Source organism: Methylobacterium sp. E-065, from assembly GCF_022829605.1.
GTDB lineage: Bacteria > Pseudomonadota > Alphaproteobacteria > Rhizobiales > Beijerinckiaceae > Methylobacterium.
This window is the reverse complement of the sequence record NZ_JAKSYD010000114.1, coordinates 368,462-388,876: the sequence shown is the minus strand read 5'-3', so window position 1 is coordinate 388,876 and position 20,415 is coordinate 368,462. Positions and strand designations below refer to the sequence as shown.

Annotated in this window: 18 protein-coding genes and 1 pseudogene; 5 read left to right on the top strand and 14 right to left on the bottom strand. The window is 69.3% G+C overall.

Annotation, left to right across the window (positions count from 1 at the left end; translation table 11 throughout):
- Window positions 1-150: 150 nt before the first annotated feature.
- Window positions 151-609: pseudogene (locus tag MKK84_RS35940) on the top strand (GAF domain-containing protein); the annotation flags it as partial.
- Window positions 610-2,187: an ATP-binding protein gene (locus tag MKK84_RS16100; protein WP_243921383.1), complete on the top strand. Its 1,578-nt coding sequence runs from the start codon at window positions 610-612 to the stop codon at window positions 2,185-2,187. It abuts the pseudogene before it with no gap.
- Between the two features lie 89 nt (window positions 2,188-2,276).
- Here the strand turns inward: MKK84_RS16100 and MKK84_RS16095 are convergent, their stop codons facing one another.
- The 14 genes from MKK84_RS16095 to MKK84_RS16030 all read right to left on the bottom strand — a co-directional run bounded on the left by MKK84_RS16095 (window position 2,277) and on the right by MKK84_RS16030 (window position 15,040).
- Window positions 2,277-5,273 carry a PAS domain S-box protein gene (locus MKK84_RS16095; RefSeq protein WP_243921330.1) on the bottom strand — a complete coding sequence of 999 codons (2,997 nt, stop codon included), beginning with the start codon at window positions 5,271-5,273 and terminating at the stop codon, window positions 2,277-2,279.
- 220 nt (window positions 5,274-5,493) lie between these two features.
- Window positions 5,494-6,492 (bottom strand): HWE histidine kinase domain-containing protein, encoded by a 999-nt coding sequence (locus tag MKK84_RS16090; RefSeq protein ID WP_243921328.1) that lies wholly within the window; start codon window positions 6,490-6,492, stop codon window positions 5,494-5,496.
- Window positions 6,493-6,871: 379 nt separating this feature from the next.
- Window positions 6,872-8,014 carry a chromosome partitioning protein ParA gene (locus tag MKK84_RS16085; RefSeq protein WP_243921326.1) on the bottom strand — a complete coding sequence of 381 codons (1,143 nt, stop codon included), beginning with the start codon at window positions 8,012-8,014 and terminating at the stop codon, window positions 6,872-6,874.
- A gap of 414 nt (window positions 8,015-8,428) precedes the next feature.
- On the bottom strand, window positions 8,429-8,791 hold the full coding sequence (locus tag MKK84_RS16080; protein ID WP_243921325.1) for a CsbD family protein: 363 nt from the start codon (window positions 8,789-8,791) through the stop codon (window positions 8,429-8,431).
- A 73-nt stretch (window positions 8,792-8,864) separates the two neighbouring features.
- Entirely contained in the window at window positions 8,865-9,062 is a 198-nt protein-coding gene (locus MKK84_RS16075; RefSeq protein ID WP_243921323.1) for a hypothetical protein, read from the bottom strand.
- Between the two features lie 98 nt (window positions 9,063-9,160).
- A complete protein-coding gene (locus MKK84_RS16070) occupies window positions 9,161-9,649 on the bottom strand; it encodes a YidB family protein (RefSeq protein ID WP_243921321.1) in 489 nt (162 codons plus the stop codon).
- 40 nt (window positions 9,650-9,689) lie between these two features.
- Window positions 9,690-9,989: a hypothetical protein gene (locus MKK84_RS16065; RefSeq protein WP_243921319.1), complete on the bottom strand. Its 300-nt coding sequence runs from the start codon at window positions 9,987-9,989 to the stop codon at window positions 9,690-9,692.
- A gap of 51 nt (window positions 9,990-10,040) precedes the next feature.
- On the bottom strand, window positions 10,041-10,343 hold the full coding sequence (locus MKK84_RS16060; protein WP_243921317.1) for a hypothetical protein: 303 nt from the start codon (window positions 10,341-10,343) through the stop codon (window positions 10,041-10,043).
- A gap of 51 nt (window positions 10,344-10,394) precedes the next feature.
- On the bottom strand, window positions 10,395-11,318 hold the full coding sequence (locus tag MKK84_RS16055; RefSeq protein ID WP_243921315.1) for a YsnF/AvaK domain-containing protein: 924 nt from the start codon (window positions 11,316-11,318) through the stop codon (window positions 10,395-10,397).
- Window positions 11,315-11,821, bottom strand: coding sequence for a YsnF/AvaK domain-containing protein (locus MKK84_RS16050; protein WP_243921313.1), 507 nt, complete (start codon window positions 11,819-11,821; stop codon window positions 11,315-11,317). Before MKK84_RS16050 ends, MKK84_RS16055 begins: the two co-directional genes overlap by 4 nt.
- Complete coding sequence (locus tag MKK84_RS16045; RefSeq protein WP_243921311.1) at window positions 11,818-12,804, bottom strand: PhnA-like protein; 987 nt, start codon at window positions 12,802-12,804, stop codon at window positions 11,818-11,820. The genes MKK84_RS16050 and MKK84_RS16045 overlap by 4 nt, the downstream gene beginning before the upstream one ends.
- Window positions 12,805-12,853: 49 nt before the next feature.
- Window positions 12,854-13,114: a GlsB/YeaQ/YmgE family stress response membrane protein gene (locus tag MKK84_RS16040; RefSeq protein WP_243921381.1), complete on the bottom strand. Its 261-nt coding sequence runs from the start codon at window positions 13,112-13,114 to the stop codon at window positions 12,854-12,856.
- A gap of 100 nt (window positions 13,115-13,214) precedes the next feature.
- Complete coding sequence (locus MKK84_RS16035) at window positions 13,215-13,397, bottom strand: hypothetical protein (protein ID WP_243921309.1); 183 nt, start codon at window positions 13,395-13,397, stop codon at window positions 13,215-13,217.
- A 131-nt stretch (window positions 13,398-13,528) separates the two neighbouring features.
- Window positions 13,529-15,040, bottom strand: a complete 1,512-nt coding sequence (locus MKK84_RS16030) for a PAS domain S-box protein (protein WP_243921307.1) — start codon at window positions 15,038-15,040, stop codon at window positions 13,529-13,531.
- A gap of 168 nt (window positions 15,041-15,208) precedes the next feature.
- Here MKK84_RS16030 and MKK84_RS16025 point away from each other — a divergent pair, with 168 nt between their 5' ends.
- The 3 genes from MKK84_RS16025 to MKK84_RS35935 all read left to right on the top strand — a co-directional run bounded on the left by MKK84_RS16025 (window position 15,209) and on the right by MKK84_RS35935 (window position 20,224).
- Window positions 15,209-17,167, top strand: coding sequence for an AI-2E family transporter (locus MKK84_RS16025; protein WP_243921306.1), 1,959 nt, complete (start codon window positions 15,209-15,211; stop codon window positions 17,165-17,167).
- A 402-nt stretch (window positions 17,168-17,569) separates the two neighbouring features.
- Complete coding sequence (locus tag MKK84_RS16020; RefSeq protein WP_243921304.1) at window positions 17,570-19,675, top strand: hypothetical protein; 2,106 nt, start codon at window positions 17,570-17,572, stop codon at window positions 19,673-19,675.
- A 105-nt stretch (window positions 19,676-19,780) separates the two neighbouring features.
- Window positions 19,781-20,224, top strand: coding sequence for a phage antirepressor KilAC domain-containing protein (locus tag MKK84_RS35935; RefSeq protein ID WP_409566510.1), 444 nt, complete (start codon window positions 19,781-19,783; stop codon window positions 20,222-20,224).
- Window positions 20,225-20,415 lie beyond the last annotated feature (191 nt).

Here is a 20,415-nt window from a genome sequence, read left to right as displayed (position 1 = left end):
TCAAGCCGCGAAGGCGTCGGTGCCGGGGCTTGCAGCTGCGGCCGCGACATCACGTCGAGGCGATGCGTCGAACATGTCGTCCAGGGACGACCTTAAGCTTGGCGCCGCGTGCAGCTTGACCGCCCGACGCCGACCCAACAGGGTGAGGTCATGCCGACGGAACTGGATAAAGCCTTGCGGGCCAAGGCGCTCGCGGGATTCGACATCCTCGACACGCCTCCGGAGCCCGCCTTCGACGACATCGCCCATCTCGCCTCGGAGGTGTGCGGGACGCAGATGGCGTTGATCACGCTGATCGACGAGGACCGGCAGTGGTTCAAGGCACGCGTCGGTTTCGAGCCGACCGAGACCGACTTGGCGCGGTCGGTCTGCGTCCACGCGGCCGCCTCACCTGGGCTGACGGTCATCCCCGACCTTCGCCTCGACGGGCGGACGTGCGTGAACCCCTCCGTCAGCGGCGACCCGGCCCTTCGCTTCTACGCCGGCGCGCCCTTGGTCACGTCCGGCGGCCAGTCCATCGGCACCTTGTGCGTCCTCGGCTACGAGGCTCGCCCGGAGGGTTTGCAGCCGCACCAGGCAGCGACCATCGAGGTCCTGGCGCGGCAGGTCATGGCCCAACTGGAGTTGCGCCGTGCGGTGGCCGACCTCGCGACCCGAACCGAGACCCTGCGGGCGCAGGAGAGCCGGCTGCGCACGGTGTTCGAGACCATCTACCAGTTCCAGGGGTTGCTCACCCGAGACGGACGGCTCATCGATGCCAACGCGGTCTCGCTGAAGGCCATCGGCTGCACCGAGGCCGATGTCTCGGGGCTGCCCTACTGCGACACGCCGTGGTTCCTGGGGACGCCCGGCATGCGCGAGCGCGTGCAGGGTTGGGTAGCCCAGGTCGCTGCGGGACAGGACGTCCGCGAGGAGTTCGACCTCAACCTCCCCGGGGGGACAAGAACCTTCGACTTCGCGATGCGTCCGGTCCGCAGCACCGACGGCACGGTGGTCGGCATGGTGCCCGAGGCGGTCGACGTCACCGAGCGTCGTTCGGCCGAGGCACAGTTGCGGCAGTCCCAGAAGATGGAGGCGGTCGGGCAGCTCACCGGAGGCATCGCGCATGACTTCAACAACATGCTCGCGGTCATCGTCGGCAGCCTGAACCTCCTGCAGCGCAGGCTCGCCAAGGGCGAGACCGACGTGTCCCGATACGTCGACGCCGCCCTCGACGGGGCCGACAGGGCGGCCGCCCTGACCCATCGCCTGCTCGCCTTCTCCCGCCTGCAGCCCCTCGATCCGGTGCCGGTCGACGCCAACCGCATGGTGACCGACATGTCGGACCTGCTGGCTCGCACCCTGGGCGAGACGGTCCGGATGGAGACGGTGCTCTCGGCCGGGCTTTGGAAGGCGCACGCCGACCCCAGCCAGTTGGAGAACGCGATCCTCAACCTGTGCGTCAACGCCCGGGACGCGATGCCGGACGGCGGCCGGCTCACGGTCGAGACCGCCAACGCCCACATCGACGGGGCCTACGGACGCGAGAACGCGGTCGAGCCCGGTCAGTACGTGCTTGTCGCCGTGTCGGATACCGGCACCGGGATGTCACCGGAGGTCGTCGCCAGGGCGTTCGACCCGTTCTTCACCACCAAGGGCGTGGGCAAGGGGACGGGGCTTGGACTGAGCCAGGTCTTCGGTTTCGTGCGCCAGTCGAACGGGCACGTGAAGATCTATTCCGAACCCGGGCGCGGCACGACCCTGAAGGTCTACCTGCCCCGCTTCCACGGACCCGAGGGCGCGCCGGACGAAGCCGAGCCGTCAGGAACGCCAAACGGCAGCGGTGCGGAGACCGTCCTGGTGGTGGAGGACGACGAGCGCATGCGGGCCTGCTCGGTCGAATCCCTCCGCGAGCTCGGATACGTCGTGTCCGAGGCGGGCGGCGGGGCCGAGGCGCTCCGGCTGGTCGAGGGCGGGCGCACCTTCTCGCTGCTGTTCACCGACATCGTCATGCCGGAGTTGACCGGCCGTGAACTGGCGGACCGGATGGTGGCGATGCTCCCGGGGATGAGAGTGCTCTACACCACCGGCTACACCCGCAACGCCGTTGTCCATAACGGCGTCCTCGACGCCGGTACGCACCTGTTGCCCAAGCCCTTCGGGATGGACCAGCTCGCCGAGATGGTCCGCACCGTCCTCGACAGCTGATGCCCCGGGGCGGTCCGGCTCGCCCCATGACCCCGGAAACAGGACTGTCGACCCTCGCGGACGGGGGAAGCGGATCGGCGGGCAAGCGCTCAGGCCGCCGCCGCGTCGCCCGCCTCCTGCATGGACGCGAGCGACGCCTCAAGGCTGCACACGAGGCCGGTCGGGGCATACGTGAGCCGGACCTCGCCGCCGACCTCCGCCGCGAAGCTGCGCTCGATGAGACGGGACCCGAAGCCCCTTCGCGAGGGCTGCGCCAGGATCGGCGGGCCGCCCTGCTCGGACCAGTTCATGCGGAAGCGCGGCGCGTCGCCCTCGTGCACCACGTGCCAGCGCAGGTCGACCGTGCCGACCTCGTTCGACAGCGCCCCGTACTTGGCCGCGTTGGTGGCGAGCTCGTGCAGCGCCAGCGCCAGTGCGAGGGCTGGCTTGGCGGCAAGGTTCACATCCGGCCCGCTCGCGCGGATGCGACTGCCGGTCCCGGCGCGATGCACCGCCAGGGCCCCGTCGACCACGTCGGCTATCGGCGCCTCCGTCCAACTGGAGGCGGTCAGGATGTCGTGCGCCCGTCCCAGCGAGACCAGGCGCGAGGAGAACGATTCCCGCATCTCGTCCACGCTCGACGCGCCGCGCAGCGTCTGGCTGGCGATGGCCTGGACGAGGGCGAGGGTGTTCTTGACCCGGTGCTGGAGCTCGCCCGTGAGCAGGCGCTGGTGCTCCTCCGCCCGCTTGCGCTCGGATATGTCGAACATGGCGCCGATCATGCGCGAGGCATGGCCGTTCCCGTCGCGGATGACGTAGCCCCGGTCGAGGATGTCGGCGTAGGTCCCGTCCGCACGCAGGAACCGGTACTCGTCGCTCCACGCGGTACCGGTGCCGTCGATGACCGCGTGGATCGAGGCGTCGATGCGGGTCCGGTCCTCGGGATGGATGTGGGCGATCCACCAGTCGCCGGTCGGCTCGACGGCGTCGGGGGAATGGCCATGGGCGTGGTGGAGCGCATCGTTCCAAAGCACGTGGTTTGTGGCGAAGTCCCAGTCCCAGATCGCGTCGTTGGTCGCGCGGGCGGCCAACCGGTAGCGCTCCTCGGCCTCGCGCAATGCCGCCTCGGCCCGCCGGCTCTCGGTGACGTCGCGGGTCGTGCCGATGAAGCGGACGGTCCGTCCCCCCTCGACGATGGCCTGTCCCATGGCGGCCACCCAACGCTCGACGCCGTCGCCGAGGCCTATGGTGCGGTAGGCGATGTCGTAGGCGCCGCTTCCGGTCGGGTCGAGCGCGACGCGCACCGCCTCGTCCACCCAGGCGCGATCCTCCGGGTGAAGCCCTGCCAGGAACACGTCGTAGCTGACCGGGGCGTCCGGCGGGAGGCCGAACAGGGTCCGCGTCCGGGCATCCCATTCTAGGACGTCCGAGACGAGGTCGTAGTCGAAGATGCCCGTGCCGGTGGCCTCGACGGCGAGGCGCAACTGCTCGCGTGCCCGGCGCAGGCCTTCCTCCGCCTGCCGGCGGTCATGGATGTCGCTGTTGCTGCCGAGCCAGCCAACGACCGTCCCCGCGCCGTCTCGCCGGGGCTCGGCCCGGATCAGGAACCAGCGATAGGCGCCGTCCGCACCCCGCAGTCGGGCTTCCGTGTCGTAGACCGCCTCCCGCGCGCGAGCCGTCTCCCAGACCTGAAGGAGCCCAGGCAGGTCGTCGGGATGGATGACATCGCCCCAGCCCAGCGGCAGCGCCTGCTCCGGGGTCTGGCCGGTGTAGGCGTACCAGCGGTCGTTGAGGTAGCTCAGGCTGCCGTCGGGGTTGCCGAACCAGACCATGGCCGGCGAGAGCTCGGTCAGGGCCTGGAAGCGCTCCTCGGCCACCTTGCGCTCGTGGATGTCGAGCGAGGTGCCGATCCAGCTGCGCAGCGTCCCGTCCGCGTCCCGCACGGGCCGGGCCCGGGACAGGAACCAGCGGTACTCGCCGTCGGCCCGGCGCAGTGGGAACTCGACCTCGTAGGACCCTTCCGAGCTCGCGGCCGCGAGCCATGCATGCCGCGTCGCCTCGCGGTGATCGGGATGGATGACCGCCATCCAACTGGCCTCGCCGACCTCGCCGGCGGGCAAGCCGGTGTAATCGTACCAGTAGGCGTTGCAGTAGGTAACGTTGCCGTCGGCGTCCCCGAACCAAACCACCTGCGGGCTCACCTCGACGAGGGAGCGATAGCGCAGTTCGCTCGCCTCCAGGGCGGCGACCGCGTCCCGCTGCCCGGTCTGGTCGCGCAGGATCTTGACGAAGCCGACGACCGCCCCCTGGTCGGACGTCAGTGGCATCATCCTGCCGCTGGCCCAGAAGCGGCTGCCATCCTTTCGGATGTGCCGGCGCTCGTCGGGGGCGCTGCCGTCCCTGAGGGCAATCGCCATCTCGATCCTTGGCCGGTCGATGTCACGGTCCTCCGGCGTGAAGAACACCGCGACCGGTCGGCCCAGCATCTCGGCCTCGCTCCAGCCAAGGATGCGCTCGGCACCGGCATTCCAACGGGTGACGTTCCCCTCGGCGTCGGTCGCGACGATGGCGTAGTCGGTGGCGCTGTCGAGGATGCGCTCGTGCAGCAGGCGCTGCGCGGCCTGCTCCCGCAGGGACCGGCGCAACTCCATCTGGTCCATGGCCTGGCGGGCGAGGCGGAGCAGCCCCTTGCGCTGCCGCTCGGAGAGTTCGTGAGGCTTGGTGTCGAGCACGCAGACCGTGCCAATGGGATGTCCGTCGGATGTCTTCAGCAGGGCGCCTGCATAGAAGCGCAGCCCGGGGTCCCCGGCGACGAGCGGGTTGCCCTCGAAGCGCGGGTCGCGGCTTGCGTCAGGGACGCAGAGGAAATCGCTCTGCAGGAGTGCCTGCCGGCAAAAGGAGCTCTCCAGCGGCATCTCGCGCACGCCCAGGCCGACCTCGGCCTTGAAGAACTGCCGCCCGTCCCCGACGAGGTTCACGACCGCGATGGGCGTTTCGCAGAGCTCGGCCGCCGCCTCGGCGATCTCGTCGAAGCCCTGCTCTCGCGGCGTGTCCAGCAACCTGTAGCGGTGGAGGGCACGCAGGCGTTCGAGCTCCCCCTGGCTCATCGTTGGGCGATCCATGGAAAGAAGAGGTTCAAGCGGCTTGAATCGCACCGATTGCCGAGGATTCCGACGTGGCAGGAAATCACGTTCACGCGTCCATCCATAAGGGCGGACCCGACCATGGCGCGTTCCGCCGACAACCCCGCATCGGGGGGCTCATGACCAAGATGCCCGCCCTTCCTCCGACCGACGCCGAAGAGCTCAACGACCGTACGATAGACCATTAGCGGCGCACGAGCGGTATCCCGATGCTGATCCGAAGGCCGTCGGCATCCGCCGCCACATCCACCTCGGCACCCGTCTGCGCGGCGAGGATCCTGTTGATCAAGCGCATGCCGAAACCCTCCCGGGTCGGCAGGGCTGGCGGTGGCCCGTCGTGCTCGTTCCAGACCCAGGCCAGCCATCCGGTGTCCGTCCGATCCTCCACCGTCCAGGTCACCGTGAGCCGGCCGCCGGGATGCGCCAAGGCCCCGTGCCGGAGCGCGTTGGAGGTCAGCTCATGCAAGGCCATGCCGACCGGTACGGCGACTTCGGAGGGAAGCCTCAGGTCCGGTCCCCGAAGCGTGACGCGGTGATCCTCGTTGTATGGATCGAGCTCAGCCCTGAGCAGGCCCTCGAAAGAGGCGACCTGCGCCTGGTCCTCGGTGATGAGCGCATGGGTCCGGGCGAGCGAGACGATGCGGCCGGTGAAGGCCCGTCCGAATTCGGGCAGCGAGACGGCCGAGCGCATGGTCGCGTTGAGGACGGCTTGGACGGTTGCGAGTGTGTTCTTCACGCGATGGTGGAGTTCACGGACCATCATGGCCTGCCGGTCCTCGAAGGCGCGGCGGTCGGTGACGTCTCGTTGGGCCGAGACCCAATGGGTAATGCTGCCATCGGCCTCCCGGACCGGTGTGATCAGCCATTCGACCATGTAGGTCGAGCCGTCCTTGCGGTAGTTCAGCGCCTCGCCGTGGAATGCCTCGCCCGCCGCAAGCGATGTCCGGGCACGTTCGAGTTCGGCGCGTTCGGTCTTCGGCCCCTGCAGGAAACGAGGGCTCCGGCCGATGACCTCGTCCAATCGGTAACCGGTGAGGCGCAGGAAGGCACCGTTTGCGTACTCGATGCGCGGCCCAGGCTCATCCAGCTCCGCGGAGGTGATCAGGATGGCCTCGCCGGTCGCCTCCACGGCGGCCTTCAACAGCCTCAGGTCGATGTCGCCCGGCCCAATCTCGTCACGCAACGACGCCGCACCCCTATTTCCCGGGGCCACGGGAACGCGGTGGCCCTCCATCCGGGACGAATGCAATCGTCGATCCCGCCGACCTGGATAGAACCTGCGACTGACGACTCGGTTGCTGACAGGGGGCCAGGTGTCACGCCCCATATCGACGCGGCGTCAGGTCGCTCGGCCAATCAGGCGACCCCACGCCGAACCGACGCTCGGGATGGCCATGCTCTCCCGCCCGAAGCCTGCCGCATCCTGTGCGTTGCGCGCCGCGCAGGACTGACCGTTCTGACACCCCGAGCCGCATCCCGAAATCCTGATGCCATCAGGGAAAGCCCCCAGGTGCGGCCGCACCTGGGCCACCTCATTCCGTCCTCGGCAAGGCGGTCGGCGCCTATTTCTGGGCCGGGTTGGGATGCACCGTCATGGCCGGCGGTTGGTCCGAGAGCTGCTGACGTGCCTCGGCGAGCTTGGCCTGGGCTGCTGCGAGCTCCTGCCGCGTCGTCCCGAGGCGGTCCTCAAGGGCGGCCATCTCCTTGTTTCGGTTAGCCAGCGTCTCGGTGAGGGTCGCCAACTGAGCCTGGGCGTCGGCCTGCCGCTTCTGCAGCGCCTCCAACGCCGAGGTCGCACCCTCGCGGTCGGCGGTCAGCTTCTGGAGCGCCTGCTCGGCCTGGCCACGCTCGGAGATGACCCGGTCCCTCTCGGACTGCGCCGTCGCCAGGTCCTTCCGGGTGGCCGCCAACCCGTCCTTGGCCTGCTGTACCTGTTGGCTAGCCTGGGAGACGTCGCTCGTCAGCTTTTCGCGGTTGGCGGTCAGGCCGGCGATGGCCTGCTCCAGTTCTGCCTTGTGTCCCGTCACCTGCTCGGTGGCGGTGCGAGCCTCGGCGAGATCCTTCTGCGCGGCGGCCGAGCCGTCGCGTGCCTTCTGCTGGCTCTCCTCGGCCTTGGCGAGGTCGGCGGTCTTGGCGGTCGCCTCCTGGGACATGGCGGCGATGTCGGCCCGAAGCTTCGCCTCCTGCTGTCGCGTCTCCTCCAGCCGGCGCCCGACGTCGGCCAGCTCCTTGGTCCGTGCGGTCGCGGCCTGCTCGGCGGCCGTGGTGGCCTCCTTCATCGGCGCGAGCCTCTGCTCCGCCTGGCTGACCTGAGCCTGCAGCCCGGTGAGCTTGGCGGCCTCGGCCTCGGCGGTGGACTTGGCCTCGCCGGCCTTGCGCTCGGCCGCCTGCTGTTCCGTCGCCAAGCCCGCGGCTCTCGCCTTGGCCTGTTCGCCGGCCTGGGTGATGTCCTGCTCCTGCTGCTGGGCCGATGCGATCCTCGCCTTGAGCCCGTCGAGGGTGCCCGCGGCCGCCCTTTGCTGATCGAGGTCCGATTGCAGCGTAACCTGCCGCGTCTCCAGCTCCTGAATGCGGTGGTCCCGCGCCGTCCTCTGCCGCCCACCGGCGATGGAGGCGACGACGAGCCAGACCAGGAGGACCGCCGCCACGACGGCGAGGCTGAACGGGAGGGGCCTGCGGAGTTCGGAACGATAGTCGATGGCCATGACGGTCTCGCGGGCGCTGGAGGGAACGGATCAGATCGACGAGGCAGCCTCGCCAGGGGTCGGTTCGGCACCGGCGGCCCCCGGCTCGGGGGTGGGAGTGCCCAATGCGAGATCGGCACGATCAGTCCCCACAAGGGAACCGATCATTCCGAGGAGGGCGCGGTGCTCGGGGGATCCGTTCGCCGCCGCGAGGAAGGCCGCGAGCTCGATCCGGGACGGCCTGCCGCCGGATGGCCCGTTCGGCTCGTGGAAGACGTACACGTCGGTTGGGTCGTCACCGCGGCATAGGTACCAGAGGTCGTCGTTCGACCCATCGTGGATCAGCGTTCGCAGGGGGGCATCGAAGGGTCCCCATCGTCTCGTCCCCGGTCGGGGACCACGCCCATCGTAAGCCTGGCCCCGGACGGCGACCATTCAGCGACGGCCGTGGATCACCATGGCGAGCAGGTATCCGATGGCTCCGGCCATGGCCGCCATCGTCAGCGGGGACTCCTTGGCATACTGCGCGACGGCATCGCCACCCTGGCGGTAGGCACGCTCGGCCTCGGGAAATGCATCCCGGCCCCTGTTGATCGCCTTGTCGGCGAGGTCGCCTGCCTGTCCGGCAACGTCGCGCACGGCGTCCTTGGCCTGGCCGACGAGGTTCTCGGCGGCGCCCTTGACCTCGTTGGCCGTACCCTTGGCCTGGGTCCCGCGGTCGCCGGTGACGTCGCCGACGGCACCTTGGACCTTGCCGCCGAGTTCCTTGGCGGCGCCGGTGATGCGGTTCTCGTCCATGATCTATCTCCGTTCGGTTCGAGGTTGAGCCGGCCCGCGGCAAGCGCGCTTCGAGCCGACACCATGAGTTTGATTACTTCTTCGAGGGGGCCTTCTTGGGTCGCGCCTTGATCGAGCTCTGGTTTGCCTCCTTCGCCCGGTCATCGGCCTTCGCGGCGTGCTTGGCGGCCTTCTCCTCGTTGCCGTCGTCGAGGTGCCGAGCGGCCTTCCGGTGTGACTTGGCCGCTGCCGCATGGCGTTCGGCGGCCTTGGCGTGTGCGCTTCCGGACATCTGGCCCTCCCGTGACGGGGATTTACGTGCCCCGATGCGAACGTGGTGGCCGGTCGGTTCCGCGACTTCGATACCTACGGGATCGACCGGGTGGTTCCTCAGCCCGGCATGCCCGCGACGGAGGACGGCAGCCTGCCGTCGGGGGTGTAGCGGTCCACCGCGGAGGGCAGCTCTCGCGAGAGCCTGGACAGAAGGTCGTCGTGCGAAAGGCCGGTCTGCCGCGACAGCGTATCGAGGACGTCGGGGCCGATGGCCGACCTCAGGTGATCGGGCTTCATCTCGGCGTTCGGCCCGTGGTTCACCCAGGAGTCGGCCGCCTCGCCGTGGCCGTTCTCGCGGAAGCAGTCGACGAGCTGTCCGAGGCCGCCGCTGAGCAGGCCACCGGCACCGGCACCCCCGAGGGCGCCTCCGAGATTACCGAGGAGGCCGCCGAGACCACCCTGTCCCGCGGCGCCGCCCTGTCCTGCGGTCGCGGGACCACCGTGGCCGGCTCCGCCGAGCATCTCCTGGATCTTGTCCCGGTTCTGGAAGCCCGCCACGGCCAACAGGCCGAGCAGCGCCGTCATCGAGGGAAAGCCGTCACTCATGGGATGTCTCCGTTCGGTTTCAATGTAAGCTTCGCACCGATCAGCAATCGTCGTCGCCGGGCTTGACCACCTTGCCCTCGGGCGGCTTGGCCTCGTTGGCGGCGGGTGTCGCGTTCGAACCGACGTTGTTCATCGCGCCGACCGTGCCGGGGGATTCGGCCTTGGCGCCCGGCGAGACCTTCGCGGTCGTGCCGCCATCGACCTTCGAGGAAACATCGGCCGAGCCCTTCTGGCCGGTGCTGTTCGTGGTGGTTCCGACCGCACATGGCTTGGCCGAGGCGACGCCGGCGCCAAGGAGCGTCATCGCCATCGCGGCGGTCAGGGTGGTGAGGATCTTCATGGTGTTTCCTTCGGGATGGGATCGGTGGCGGGCGAAAGAGGTGGCCAACTGCTATCGCGAGGCGGCCGACCGTTCGGATGTTGTCTCGGCATGCTCCGCGATGGCAGCCCGGCACCCGGGCGAGACCTCCCGGGCGTTCCTGCGGAAGCAGGCGACGACCTCGGGTCCGTTCAGGTCGAGGCCGTCGCAGAGACGGACGTAGTCGGCCGAGCAGAACGGCTTCAGCGATGCCCTGGAGCCGGTCTCCTCCCGTGCCTGCGCGCCGAGCGGGACGCATGACGACGCGAGGACCGCAAATGCGACGAGGTGGCGAAGCTTGATCACGGCGACGGGGCTTTCGCGAAAGGTGGACATGGAATCGTACGGAGCCGGGACCGGCTCGAACCGGTCCCGGACGTGATCGCCTCAGAGCGGCTTGCGCGGGGTGGTTTCCGTGGTGGTGCCGGTACGGCTGACGGTCCCGCGACCGTCCTCGACCTCGACCTCGGTGTGGCGGACCTTGTCGGTCACGGTCTCCACCCGCTGTGCGGCATCCTTGCGGATGCCGACCTCACCAACGACGCGGGCGTCCTTCGACACCACCGCCTGCTCGCGCATCTCGGTCGCCTCGATGACCTTGTCCTCGAACAGCGCCATGTCCCCCGGGGTGACGGCGCGGTCGACGACGCGACGGTCGACGCTCACGGTCTCGTCGTGGAGGGTGACGTTCTCGCTGACGTCCTTCTCGACGGCGTAGGACCGAACCCGGACCCGGCCGGCGTCGACCATGCGCTTGCCGACGTTGAGGCGCTCCTCGACCACGGGGATGTAATCGGTCCCGGTGGCGGTACCGTGGGCGGCGACGGCCTCGGACGATCCGGCGGCGTGCAGGCCGCTGTCACGGGTCGTGGCGGCGTGGTCGGAAGACATCGCACCCTCACCGAGCGCTGCGGCGGCAACCGGCGCGGTCATGCTGGTGGAACCGGTCGCACGACCGTCCCAGCCTTCCTTGCGCCAGGTGGCCTCGCGCTCGTCGAGATCGACCGAGCCGTGCTCCTCCAGGATATCGGAGGCGGCGTGGACGTGCGCGTCGTCGACCTCGGCGCTCAGCATCGTGCCGCCGCGATGAAGGCCCTCGCCGTAGGCGTGCCGGTCTTCCTCCGGCATGAAGAAGTCCTTGATCGAGCCCCACATGCCTTCGTCGGCCTTGGTCGTGGTTCCGGTCGTGCCGGCCTGGGTGCCGGAAATCAGCTTGATCGCGCCGGCGGGAATGCCGAGGGCGACGAGCTTGCCCTGGGCGGCGACCGCCTCGGGATGGGTGTCGTACATGGCGGTGATGGTCTGGGTCATGATGTCGGCTCCTGTGACGGGTGCGTGGCGGCCTGTTCCGTGACGTGCCCCTCGGGGGACACGCGTTCGATCACGGCGTGCTGCCTGCGCAGCGTCACCGGCATCTCGACGTCCTCGCCCGCCGTGATCCGGCGGATGTGCACCTCCTCCTTCAGGACAAGGCGCTTCTCGACGACGAGGATCTCTTCCAGCACCGGGATGATGGTCACCCCGGCCTCCGTCCTGACCACCGGGGGTGCCTCGCCCTCGGCGAGGGTCCGGTTGACGGGCACCCGGGTCACCCCGACCATGTCGCTGCGCAGGGTCTCGCGCAGGACCTGGTCGAGGGTGTCGGTTCGCGTGCTGACACGGACCCGTCCGGTCTCGACCGCACGCTTCTCGATGCGCGCGGTCTCCTCGATCAGCGGAAGGACCGCCTCCTCGCCGACGGCGACCTCCGCCGCGGTGCCTGAGGGCGCCCCGGGCCCATGGGGCTCGGTCGCGGCGGTGTCGCCGACGCTCATGCCCGGCGCGGGGTCAGGGTGTTCGGGGCGGTGCGGGTGACGGTCGGATCGACGGCCGAACCGCGGCCGGCGAAGAAGGAGGCGAGCGCCCCGAAGATCAGCGCGAGGGCCCCGAACAGCGCGCCCTGGGACACGCGGCGCGCGGTGGCGTCGGCGATCTGCTTGGACTGCTCCTTGGCCGAGGCGACGGTCTCCTTGAACTGCTGGGTGTACTGCGCGACCTGGGTCCGGGCCTGCTCGACCGGGATGTTCTGCGCCTTGGAAAGGGCCACGGCGGCCTTCTCCTGGGCGGCGGCCTGCTGTGCGCCGTCGCCCGAGACGGCGGCACGCATGGCGGTCACCGCGGTATCCTTTAGGGCGGCCGGATCGGATCCGGTGCCGTTGCGGACATTGGACTCGATGTTCGAGAACGGGTCGGTGACCTTGGTCAGCGACGGGGCGGCGGCCTGCGCCAGGGTCGAGACGGAACCGCCCATCGCGTTGCCGACCCCGCCGATGGCCGAGGAGGCGGTGCCCATGGCGCCGCTGACGATGCCGCTGGCGGCCGACGACAGCATGTAGAGCACCACGAGGGTCGAGACCGCCCAGGCGAGGAGACCGTGATAGCCGGCCGTCGAGGTCGAGGGCTTACCGGACAGGCGTCCGGCGAAGTAGCCACCGGCGACGGCCGCGAGCACGCCGGAGACGACGAACCAGAGGCCGGCACCGATGCCGAGCGAACTCGCCGCCGGGGTGCCGTCACCCATCGGATCGACCGTCGAGAGGCCGATGCCGAGCCCCAGCATGTTCAGGATGACCTGGGAGATCAGGGCGACCGTGGCTCCAGCGAGGACCGCGCCCCAGGAGACGGAGTGCAGCATCATCGTGCGCATGTCCTCGGCCGGCGTGACCATGGTGGTCTGCGGCAGGTCGCGGTCGACGACGGTGCGATCCGGTATCGGGCGTCCGGGGGATACGGGCGTGGGCTCGTTGACGGTGGCCATGGTGGTTCTCCTGGGTTGTTGGTTCGGAAAGCTGAAAGGGCGCGGCGGGTCAGACGACCCGGCGGCGGCCCATGAGGGCGTGGTAGAGCCACAGCACGACCACGGCGCCGACGACGGCGACGAGCAGGCTGTAGAGGTTCACGCCGGACACCCCGGGCTGGCCGAACTGGTTGAACAGGAAGCCGCCGACGACGGCACCGACCACGCCGAGCAGAATGTCGACGACGAGCCCCTGGCCAGTGTTGTTGACGATCTTGCTACCGATGAAGCCGGCGATCAGGCCGAGGACGATCCAGGCGAGGAGGGACATGGTCATGGTTCCTGTTGGTCGCGTGACACCGCTCGCGCGCGTCGATGCACGGCGCCGCTTGGACTGGATCGAGCGGGCACATTGTCGTTGAGCCACTGCCTCAAGGAGGCAGGGGCCGTGAGCGTTTCGGTCTTCGCGTTGCCCTGACGTGCACCGCCTCGATGGCCGTGATCTCGGCGGTAGCTTCGGCTTCGACCTTGGCGTCGCCGGAAACGATGCCGATGGCCTGTTTGATCAGGGCGCGGGCATGGTCATCCGACAGAACCTTGCGGCCCTTGCCCATCGCCGATACCCCGTATTGATCTCGCGACCATTGCTGAGATGCTCAGATTGAGCAGGGTTATTGCACCCATAAGCGGGTCGAATTACGCAATGTTCCGCAGATTTACATATTAATATTATGCATCAATTCACTTAGTGTTTTCGACCCAGTTTCCTGGCCTTGTCGGGGATGTTCGACGGATTTCCCCCAATGCCGCGCTCCCTGGCCCAGACGACCACGGCGCTGCGCCGGTTGACCCCGATCTTGCGGTAGAGGCTGGCGAGGTGGTTGCGCACCGTGCTCACGGACAGCCCGAGCTCGACCGCGATCTCCGGGTCCGCAGCGCCCTTGCAGATGCCCTCCAGCAAGTCGTGCTCACGCCTTGTGAGCTTTTCGACGAGGGCCGGCGGATTGCCGGGCGGAGGCGGATTGCGCATCAGCGCCAGCTTCTCGATGACGCCGTGGCTGAACCAGGAGGCATCCGCCATCACCGTCTCGATGGCCGCGATCAGCTCCGTCTCCGTGCGCTTGCGGGCCGTGATGTCCTGGATTGCGCACAGGACGAAGGCCTCGCCGTTGATGCGCACCGGCTCGGCCGAGACCAGGCAATCGAGGACCTCACCCTCGCGGGTCCGCAGACGTGCCTCGAAGCCCCGTACCTGTCCCGCTCGTCGTAGCATGCGCTTGAAACGGGCCTGCTCAGCCTCGTCCTCCCAAAGTTTGGGGAGCGCGATGTCGCTCTCGACCTTTGCTCCCTCCTCAAGGCTGTTGGTCCCCCCGAACATCGTGGCGAAGGCCTCGTTGACGTTCGAGGACACCACGCCGTCCAGGCTCAGCAGCGCCGTCGGGACCGGACTGAGCTGGAAGGCCTTGGCGAAGCGCTCCTCGCTGAGCTTCAACTCCATCTCGGCTTTGCGGCGGTCCTCCAGGTCGGCGAAGGTGAACAGCATGCATCGCTCACCACCCGGCATCCGGATCGGGTGACCGGCGACGATCACGTACTTCTCGCTGTCCGCGGGCACGTTCAGGCATGCCTCCATCTGCGGGATGGTGCGACCGGCGTGCAGGTCCTCGACCGCCACGGCCCGACTCTCGGCTCCTGTCAGCAGGTCGATCTCGCAGAACGTCCGGCCGAGCACCTCCTTGCGGGCGTAGCCTGTCAGGTCGAGGAAGCCCTGGTTGACCTTGACGTAGCGCAGATCCGCCAGGCGGCAGACCAACGCCGGTGCCGGGTTTGCGCGGAACATGTCCTCGAAGCGGTCCTCGGCCTCGTAGCGCTCGCTCACGTCCTGCATCACCAGCGCGAGACCGGTGAGTTGCCCATCGCCGTCCGCAGTGACCAGGGAGCGAATACGGTGCATCCACCGGCGATTGGGATAACGGAAATGATGAACCGCGACGACCGTATCGCGAAACGTCTCGCCGGCCAGGAGGCGTTCGATCGGGTGCTGGAGCGGGCCGACCTCGGGATGGCCGCGATAGTCCAGGACGAAGTTGCGTCGGTACTCGGCCACGGTCTCGCCGAGATCGCCGAGTGCCGCCACGCCGTGCATCGCGAGCGCGGCCTCGTTGGCGTAGGAAATAGTCTGGTCCGGCTCGACCAGGATCACGCCCTCGCTCAGGCCGGCCACCACCTGCTGCATCCGCCCATCCATCTCCGCCATCGAGAGCCTCCGCTGCCTGGACGGACAACGCTGGCATGCGCACGAAGGTCGCGACGGCAGCTGAAGCCGGGCTGGGCGCGGGACATGGGACATGGGGCGAAACGTCGGCGGGAGCGTTGAAGCCAGCGTGCCGCGTGCGTCGGCGCAGCGTCGAGGAGATCACGCCGCATGCCGACCGACGAAGCCACCGTTCCCCGTCCGCCCGCCCAGGTGCCGCCCCCGCTCGTACCCGGCGTGCGCGGGCTGCTCACCCTCGCGGTCGGCGTCGTGCTGGTGGCCGCCCTTTACTTCGGCCGCGAGGTGTTCATCCCCCTCGTCCTGGCCGTCCCGCTGAGCTTCGTGCTGGGACCGGTCGTCAACCTCCTGCGGCGGATCAGGCTCGGACGGGTCCCCTCCGTCATCGTCGCCGTCCTCCTGGCGCTGGCCGTCATCGGAGGCTTCGGCGCGATCATCGGAACGCAGGTCGCAGGTCTCGCCGGCAACCTGCCGCAGTACCAGGCCACCGTGCAGAAGAAGTTCGCCGGGCTGCAGCAGGGCTGGCTGGGCGAGGCCAATAGGGTCATCCAGAAGTTCAGCCACCAAGTCCACGACGCCACGCAGAAGACAGACGCCGCTGGCACGTCCGCGGCGACCGGACCGGCCGGCGATACCCCGAAGGCGCAGCTCGTGCGCGTCCAGGAGCCCGAGGTCTCGCCCCTGGCCTTGGCCGAGAAGGTGCTGGGCCCGATCTTCGAGCCGCTGACCACGGTCGGCATCGTGCTCGTCGTGGTCGTGTTCCTGCTCCTGCAGCGCGAGGACCTGCGCAACCGAATGATCCGCCTGTTCGGGTCGAGCGATCTCCATCGCACCACGGTCGCAATGGACGACGCCGCAAGCCGGCTCGGTACTTACTTCCTGGCCCAGCTCGGAATGAACGCCACCTTCGGGGTCATCGTCGGCGTCGGCCTCTGGCTCATAGGGGTGCCCAATCCCCTCTTGTGGGGCGTGTTCTCGGCCCTGATGCGGTTCGTCCCTTACATCGGCGCCTTCATCTCCGGGATCTTCCCGGTGGCGCTGGCCGCCGCCGTCGATCCAGGTTGGTCGATGGTCATCGCCGCGGCCGCGCTGTTCCTCGTGGCCGAGCCCCTGTTCGGTCAGGTGGTCGAGCCCCTGCTCTACGGACACTCGACCGGCCTCTCGCCTTTCGCGGTCATCGTCTCGACCCTGTTCTGGGGCTTCCTGTGGGGTCCCATCGGACTGATCCTGGCGACCCCGTTCACGGTCTGCCTGGTCGTGCTCGGCCGCCACGTCGACAGCCTGGAGTTCCTGGACATCATGCTGGGCGACCGGCCGCCCCTGACCCCGGTCGAGAACTTCTATCAACGCATGCTGGCGGGCGACCCGGACGAGGCCCGCGACCTCGGCGAGACCATGCTGAAGGAGCGCTCCCTGTCGTCGTACTACGACGAGGTGGCGCTCAAGGGATTGCAGCTCGCGGCCAACGACTACGCCCGTGGCGTCGTCACCCCGGCCCAGCTGGAGAACATCCGCGCTTCGGCCCGGTCCCTGGTCGAGGACTTCGAGGATCACGAGGACGTCGAGCCGGCGGGCGACGACAAGGCTGTCAACCCGAACGCGACGCCAACCCTGGCCGAGCGCGCCCACCCGAAGAACGAGGCCGTGCCTGGGCAGGCCCCATCCCGCGACGCGCTTCCCGCAGCGTGGAGCGGCGATGCCCCGGTGCTGTGCGTGGCCGGCCGCGGTCCCCTGGACGAAGCCTCCTCGGCAATGCTGGCGCAGTTGCTCCGCAAGCACGGCCTCGGCGCCCGGGTCGTCCCGCACGGCGAGGTCTCGCGAGAGCGCATCCGCGACCTCGATCTCATGGGCGTAGCGATGGTCTGCGTCTCCTACCTCGACATCACCGGCAACCCGGCGCACCTGCGCTACCTCCTCGAACGCATCCGGAAGAAGGCGCCCGCCGTGCAGCTGCTGGTCGGTCTATGGCCGGAAGGCGAGAAGGTGTTGACCGACGCCTCCATTGGTCGCCAAGTCGGAGCCGACGTCTACGTGTCCTCGCTTCGGCAAGCCGTCGAGGCATGCCTCGCAGCGGCCATGAAAGTATCCGGCGAAGTCGATTGTGCGGCTTGAGTTGAGACGGGCCGAGCCGCCACCACGTCACCGACGCGCTTGGCACGCCGTTCGACTTCCGCGCCGGCTTGCATGGCGGCATCATGATGGCAGCCACCCTTGTCGCCGCCTCGGCATTGCGGAACGGTGAGTGACGTCGACCGCCACGCCGTCAGGACATCCGCCTCGATCAGGAGGCGCGACCTGCGCGCACGTCCACCGATTCGCGTGCAGGACAGCCCGATCGGCATGCGGCGCCCCCGATCGGGGTTGGACGTCCCGGGGGCTGACGGGCCCTCACCTCGGCGGGGCGGCCTGCGCACTCTGCCGCATGTTGCCCCGTTTGGAGCTTTCCAGCGAAGCGGCTAGGCTTCGTCGCGTCGGTGGGAGTGCAGCCCCACGGACAAGAGAACCTCGCTGTCGATGCCCGCCTCACCCCTCCCGTCCATCCCGTGCCAGGCAACCCGTGCGTATCAGAGCGCCGAGCATTTCGCGTGGCTGCACTCCAAGGGGTCCGTCGGCCGCGGCTGGATCGGCCGCAAGGTGATCGATGCCGACGGCGACGAAAACTTCGTGGGCGCGACCGTCGATCTGGCCGAGCTTCTGACGAGCCCCGCGCTGGTCGATGCCCAGTACGTCAGCCTCAACCGGTTCTGGGGTCGCCGACGCTCCGGCGAATGCCTGAAGTCGGTGGGCAACCTCGGCCTCGACTACGACTACAACAAGCCTGGGCTGCCCTTCGACGGCTGGGCGCCCGAGGCCGTGCGCGACGTCCTCGTCGAGGCGATGGACGCCGCCGGACTCCCGCTGCCCTCGATCTGGGTCGCCTCGGGCCGCAACCTCCAGGCTCAGTACGCATGCGACGGCGCCAAGGCGTCCGCATGGGAGCGCGTGCGCGCGGTCTACGATGCCCTGCACGGGCCGGACTTGGCCACGAACGGCACGCCCAAGGCCAAGCGGCGCGCGCACGCCGACCCGCAGGCCGAGGCGGAGATGCAGGCGTTCGAGACCCGCATGCTCCCGGTGTGGCGCCTGTTCCGCGACGCCGGCCTGGACCGTAAATGCCGGGACGGCGCCCGCGTCCTGCGCCTCGTCGGCGCGGTCCACGCCGAGACCGGCGCCGTGGCGCGGCTGATCCACCCCGCCGCATTTGCGGACGCCACGCGCCACACCTTCCATGCGCTGGCCGACGCGATCCTGCCGACCGCGCGCCGCGCCCTCCAGGACCGCCGGCTGGCCCGCACCGAGGCGAATTCCGCCGCCGACGACAACCCGACCGTGGCCAAGCCTCGCCGCCATGCCGGCCCCGCGGGTCGGTGGGTCCGGATCTTGCGCGACCTGCACGCGTGGCGCGACGGCATGGGTGGCCCGCCCAAGGGACGGCGCGAGCTCTGGCTGTTCCTGACCGCCAACGCCACCGCCCACGTCCGGGGCGGCACGCGCGAGGACTGGGCCTCCGAGCTCGCGCCCTTGGCCGGACTGTCCGAGAAGGAGGCGCGCTCCGCCCTCGGGTCCCTCGACAGGCGCCAGCGCCGCCACGAGGCTGGTGAGACCGACGAGCACAAGGGCGTCGAGCAGAGCGCCCTCTACAACCACAAGGCCGAGACGATCGTTGACCTCCTGGACATCCAGGTAGAGCAGGCCGAGGCTTTCGGCCTCCGCTCCCTGTTCCCCGGCGGCGGCAAGGCCCTGACCCCGGCCGAGCGTCAGCAGGCCCGCCGTCGCCGCCTCGGGATCGAGAGCGCGTCCGATTCCGCCGACCGCCGGCTCTGGATCGGCCTGTACGCCCTTGGACAGCGCACCGACGGCATGAGCCTCGCCGAGATCTGCGCCGACCAGGAGATTGGCAAGGACGCGGTCCTGGCGGCCATGCGCATCGCCGCGGACGAGTACGGGCTGGATGGCGCGATCGACGTCGAGACGCTCCAGGCGGCCCGCGCTGCCGCCGTCGCCGCCGTCGCCGCCGTCGCCGACGTCGCCTCTCGATACGCGCAGACGGTATCCGAGGACCTGGCTGACGCCCCAGACCTGGGATCCGTCGAGGCAGAGCCTGTCGGGTTTGCGTCACGCTATATTGTGGGCTCTGCCTCGCGAGACGCCCGCTCCGCCTCGGACCCTGCCCTGCCGCGCCCCGGCGCCGTCCGGGTCAACCGGTTCACGAGGGTTTACGCCACGGTCCAGACCGCCTCCGGAACGTGGGAATGGCTCCAGGTCGAGGGCGTCTGGGGCCGGGGCGTCAACCACGTCGAGACCACCCTGCTGACTGATCCGGCCGCCGTCTCTCCCGCCGACGCCGCCCTCGCCGCCACGGCCTTCGAGGACCTCGCCAGGACCGCGGCCAAGCCTGCCCGGTCGGTGCCCCGCACTGATCGGCGCCGTCCGTCCCAGGGTCGCCCTGCGGCTGTCCAGCGGGCTCCGATGGCACCCCTAGACGCCACTGCCGACCGCGCCCGGGAGGTCGAGCTCTACCTTGAGGCATCCGGCGGTTGGGGCAGTGCCCGGCATCGTCTGGCGCTTGTGGCTGCCTAGGGCGTGCGCTAGAATCGGCATGCCTTCAGCGAGGCGGATGCTGCACATCCGACACGCCCGTTCCGGTCCGCCGGGGCGGGCGTTGTCACGTCCGGCCCCGCGTGGCTGCAGACGGCGCGCGCGCTGACCGTCGTCACGCACCGCGCCGAGGCGACGGCGGCTGAGCTCGCCGAGAACCGCCAGCGCGTCGAGGTTCTGCAGCCCAGGGCGGTCGCGTACGATATCCTCTCGGCGGCGAAGGAACCGAAGCTGATCAGCCTCTACGCCAAGGACATCGGGGTCCCTCAGCGGCGCCTGTTCGCAATGCTCGACCGCTGGGATTGGATCTTCCAGCGCACCTCCCGCGAGATGAAGGTGCGGAAGGGCCCCTGGGTCGGAGGGTACCGAGGCCTGAAGCTTGGCTACGTCGAGCACGACACCGATATTGTCGACAACGGCGTGAGGGTCGTCGAGGCGAGGCAGGTCATGATCACCGCCAAGGGGCAGCGGGTGATCGAGAACCTGTTGGCGCAGGGCAAGCTGCCCCTCAACGGCCCGAGGAAGGCCTGAACCGTCGCGGGGGCGGGTCGGATCCCGCCCCCAAAATCGCAGCGTACGGAAATGAAACTCAAAGGGCTTTCAGTGCCAATGACCGGCCCGCCGATGGCGCCACCAGGCGTGCCGCCGAGCGGGATCGCCGCATCGCCAAGGGCCGCGCCGAGGCCGAGGGCGCGCCCCTCGCCGTCGCGCTGGCCGGCACC

What these genes read in the sequence shown, in the direction of transcription:
- MKK84_RS16100 (WP_243921383.1), top strand. Translation starts at nt 610, where the DNA reads ATGGCCCAACTGGAGTTGCGCCGTGCGGTGGCCGACCTCGCGACCCGA.
- MKK84_RS16095 (WP_243921330.1), bottom strand. Translation starts at nt 5,273, where the DNA reads ATGAGCCAGGGGGAGCTCGAACGCCTGCGTGCCCTCCACCGCTACAGG.
- MKK84_RS16085 (WP_243921326.1), bottom strand. Translation starts at nt 8,014, where the DNA reads ATGGCCATCGACTATCGTTCCGAACTCCGCAGGCCCCTCCCGTTCAGC.
- MKK84_RS16080 (WP_243921325.1), bottom strand. Translation starts at nt 8,791, where the DNA reads ATGGACGAGAACCGCATCACCGGCGCCGCCAAGGAACTCGGCGGCAAG.
- MKK84_RS16075 (WP_243921323.1), bottom strand. Translation starts at nt 9,062, where the DNA reads ATGTCCGGAAGCGCACACGCCAAGGCCGCCGAACGCCATGCGGCAGCG.
- MKK84_RS16070 (WP_243921321.1), bottom strand. Translation starts at nt 9,649, where the DNA reads ATGAGTGACGGCTTTCCCTCGATGACGGCGCTGCTCGGCCTGTTGGCC.
- MKK84_RS16065 (WP_243921319.1), bottom strand. Translation starts at nt 9,989, where the DNA reads ATGAAGATCCTCACCACCCTGACCGCCGCGATGGCGATGACGCTCCTT.
- MKK84_RS16060 (WP_243921317.1), bottom strand. Translation starts at nt 10,343, where the DNA reads ATGTCCACCTTTCGCGAAAGCCCCGTCGCCGTGATCAAGCTTCGCCAC.
- MKK84_RS16055 (WP_243921315.1), bottom strand. Translation starts at nt 11,318, where the DNA reads ATGACCCAGACCATCACCGCCATGTACGACACCCATCCCGAGGCGGTC.
- MKK84_RS16050 (WP_243921313.1), bottom strand. Translation starts at nt 11,821, where the DNA reads ATGAGCGTCGGCGACACCGCCGCGACCGAGCCCCATGGGCCCGGGGCG.
- MKK84_RS16045 (WP_243921311.1), bottom strand. Translation starts at nt 12,804, where the DNA reads ATGGCCACCGTCAACGAGCCCACGCCCGTATCCCCCGGACGCCCGATA.
- MKK84_RS16040 (WP_243921381.1), bottom strand. Translation starts at nt 13,114, where the DNA reads ATGTCCCTCCTCGCCTGGATCGTCCTCGGCCTGATCGCCGGCTTCATC.
- MKK84_RS16035 (WP_243921309.1), bottom strand. Translation starts at nt 13,397, where the DNA reads ATGGGCAAGGGCCGCAAGGTTCTGTCGGATGACCATGCCCGCGCCCTG.
- MKK84_RS16030 (WP_243921307.1), bottom strand. Translation starts at nt 15,040, where the DNA reads ATGGCGGAGATGGATGGGCGGATGCAGCAGGTGGTGGCCGGCCTGAGC.
- MKK84_RS16025 (WP_243921306.1), top strand. Translation starts at nt 15,209, where the DNA reads ATGCCGACCGACGAAGCCACCGTTCCCCGTCCGCCCGCCCAGGTGCCG.
- MKK84_RS16020 (WP_243921304.1), top strand. Translation starts at nt 17,570, where the DNA reads ATGCCCGCCTCACCCCTCCCGTCCATCCCGTGCCAGGCAACCCGTGCG.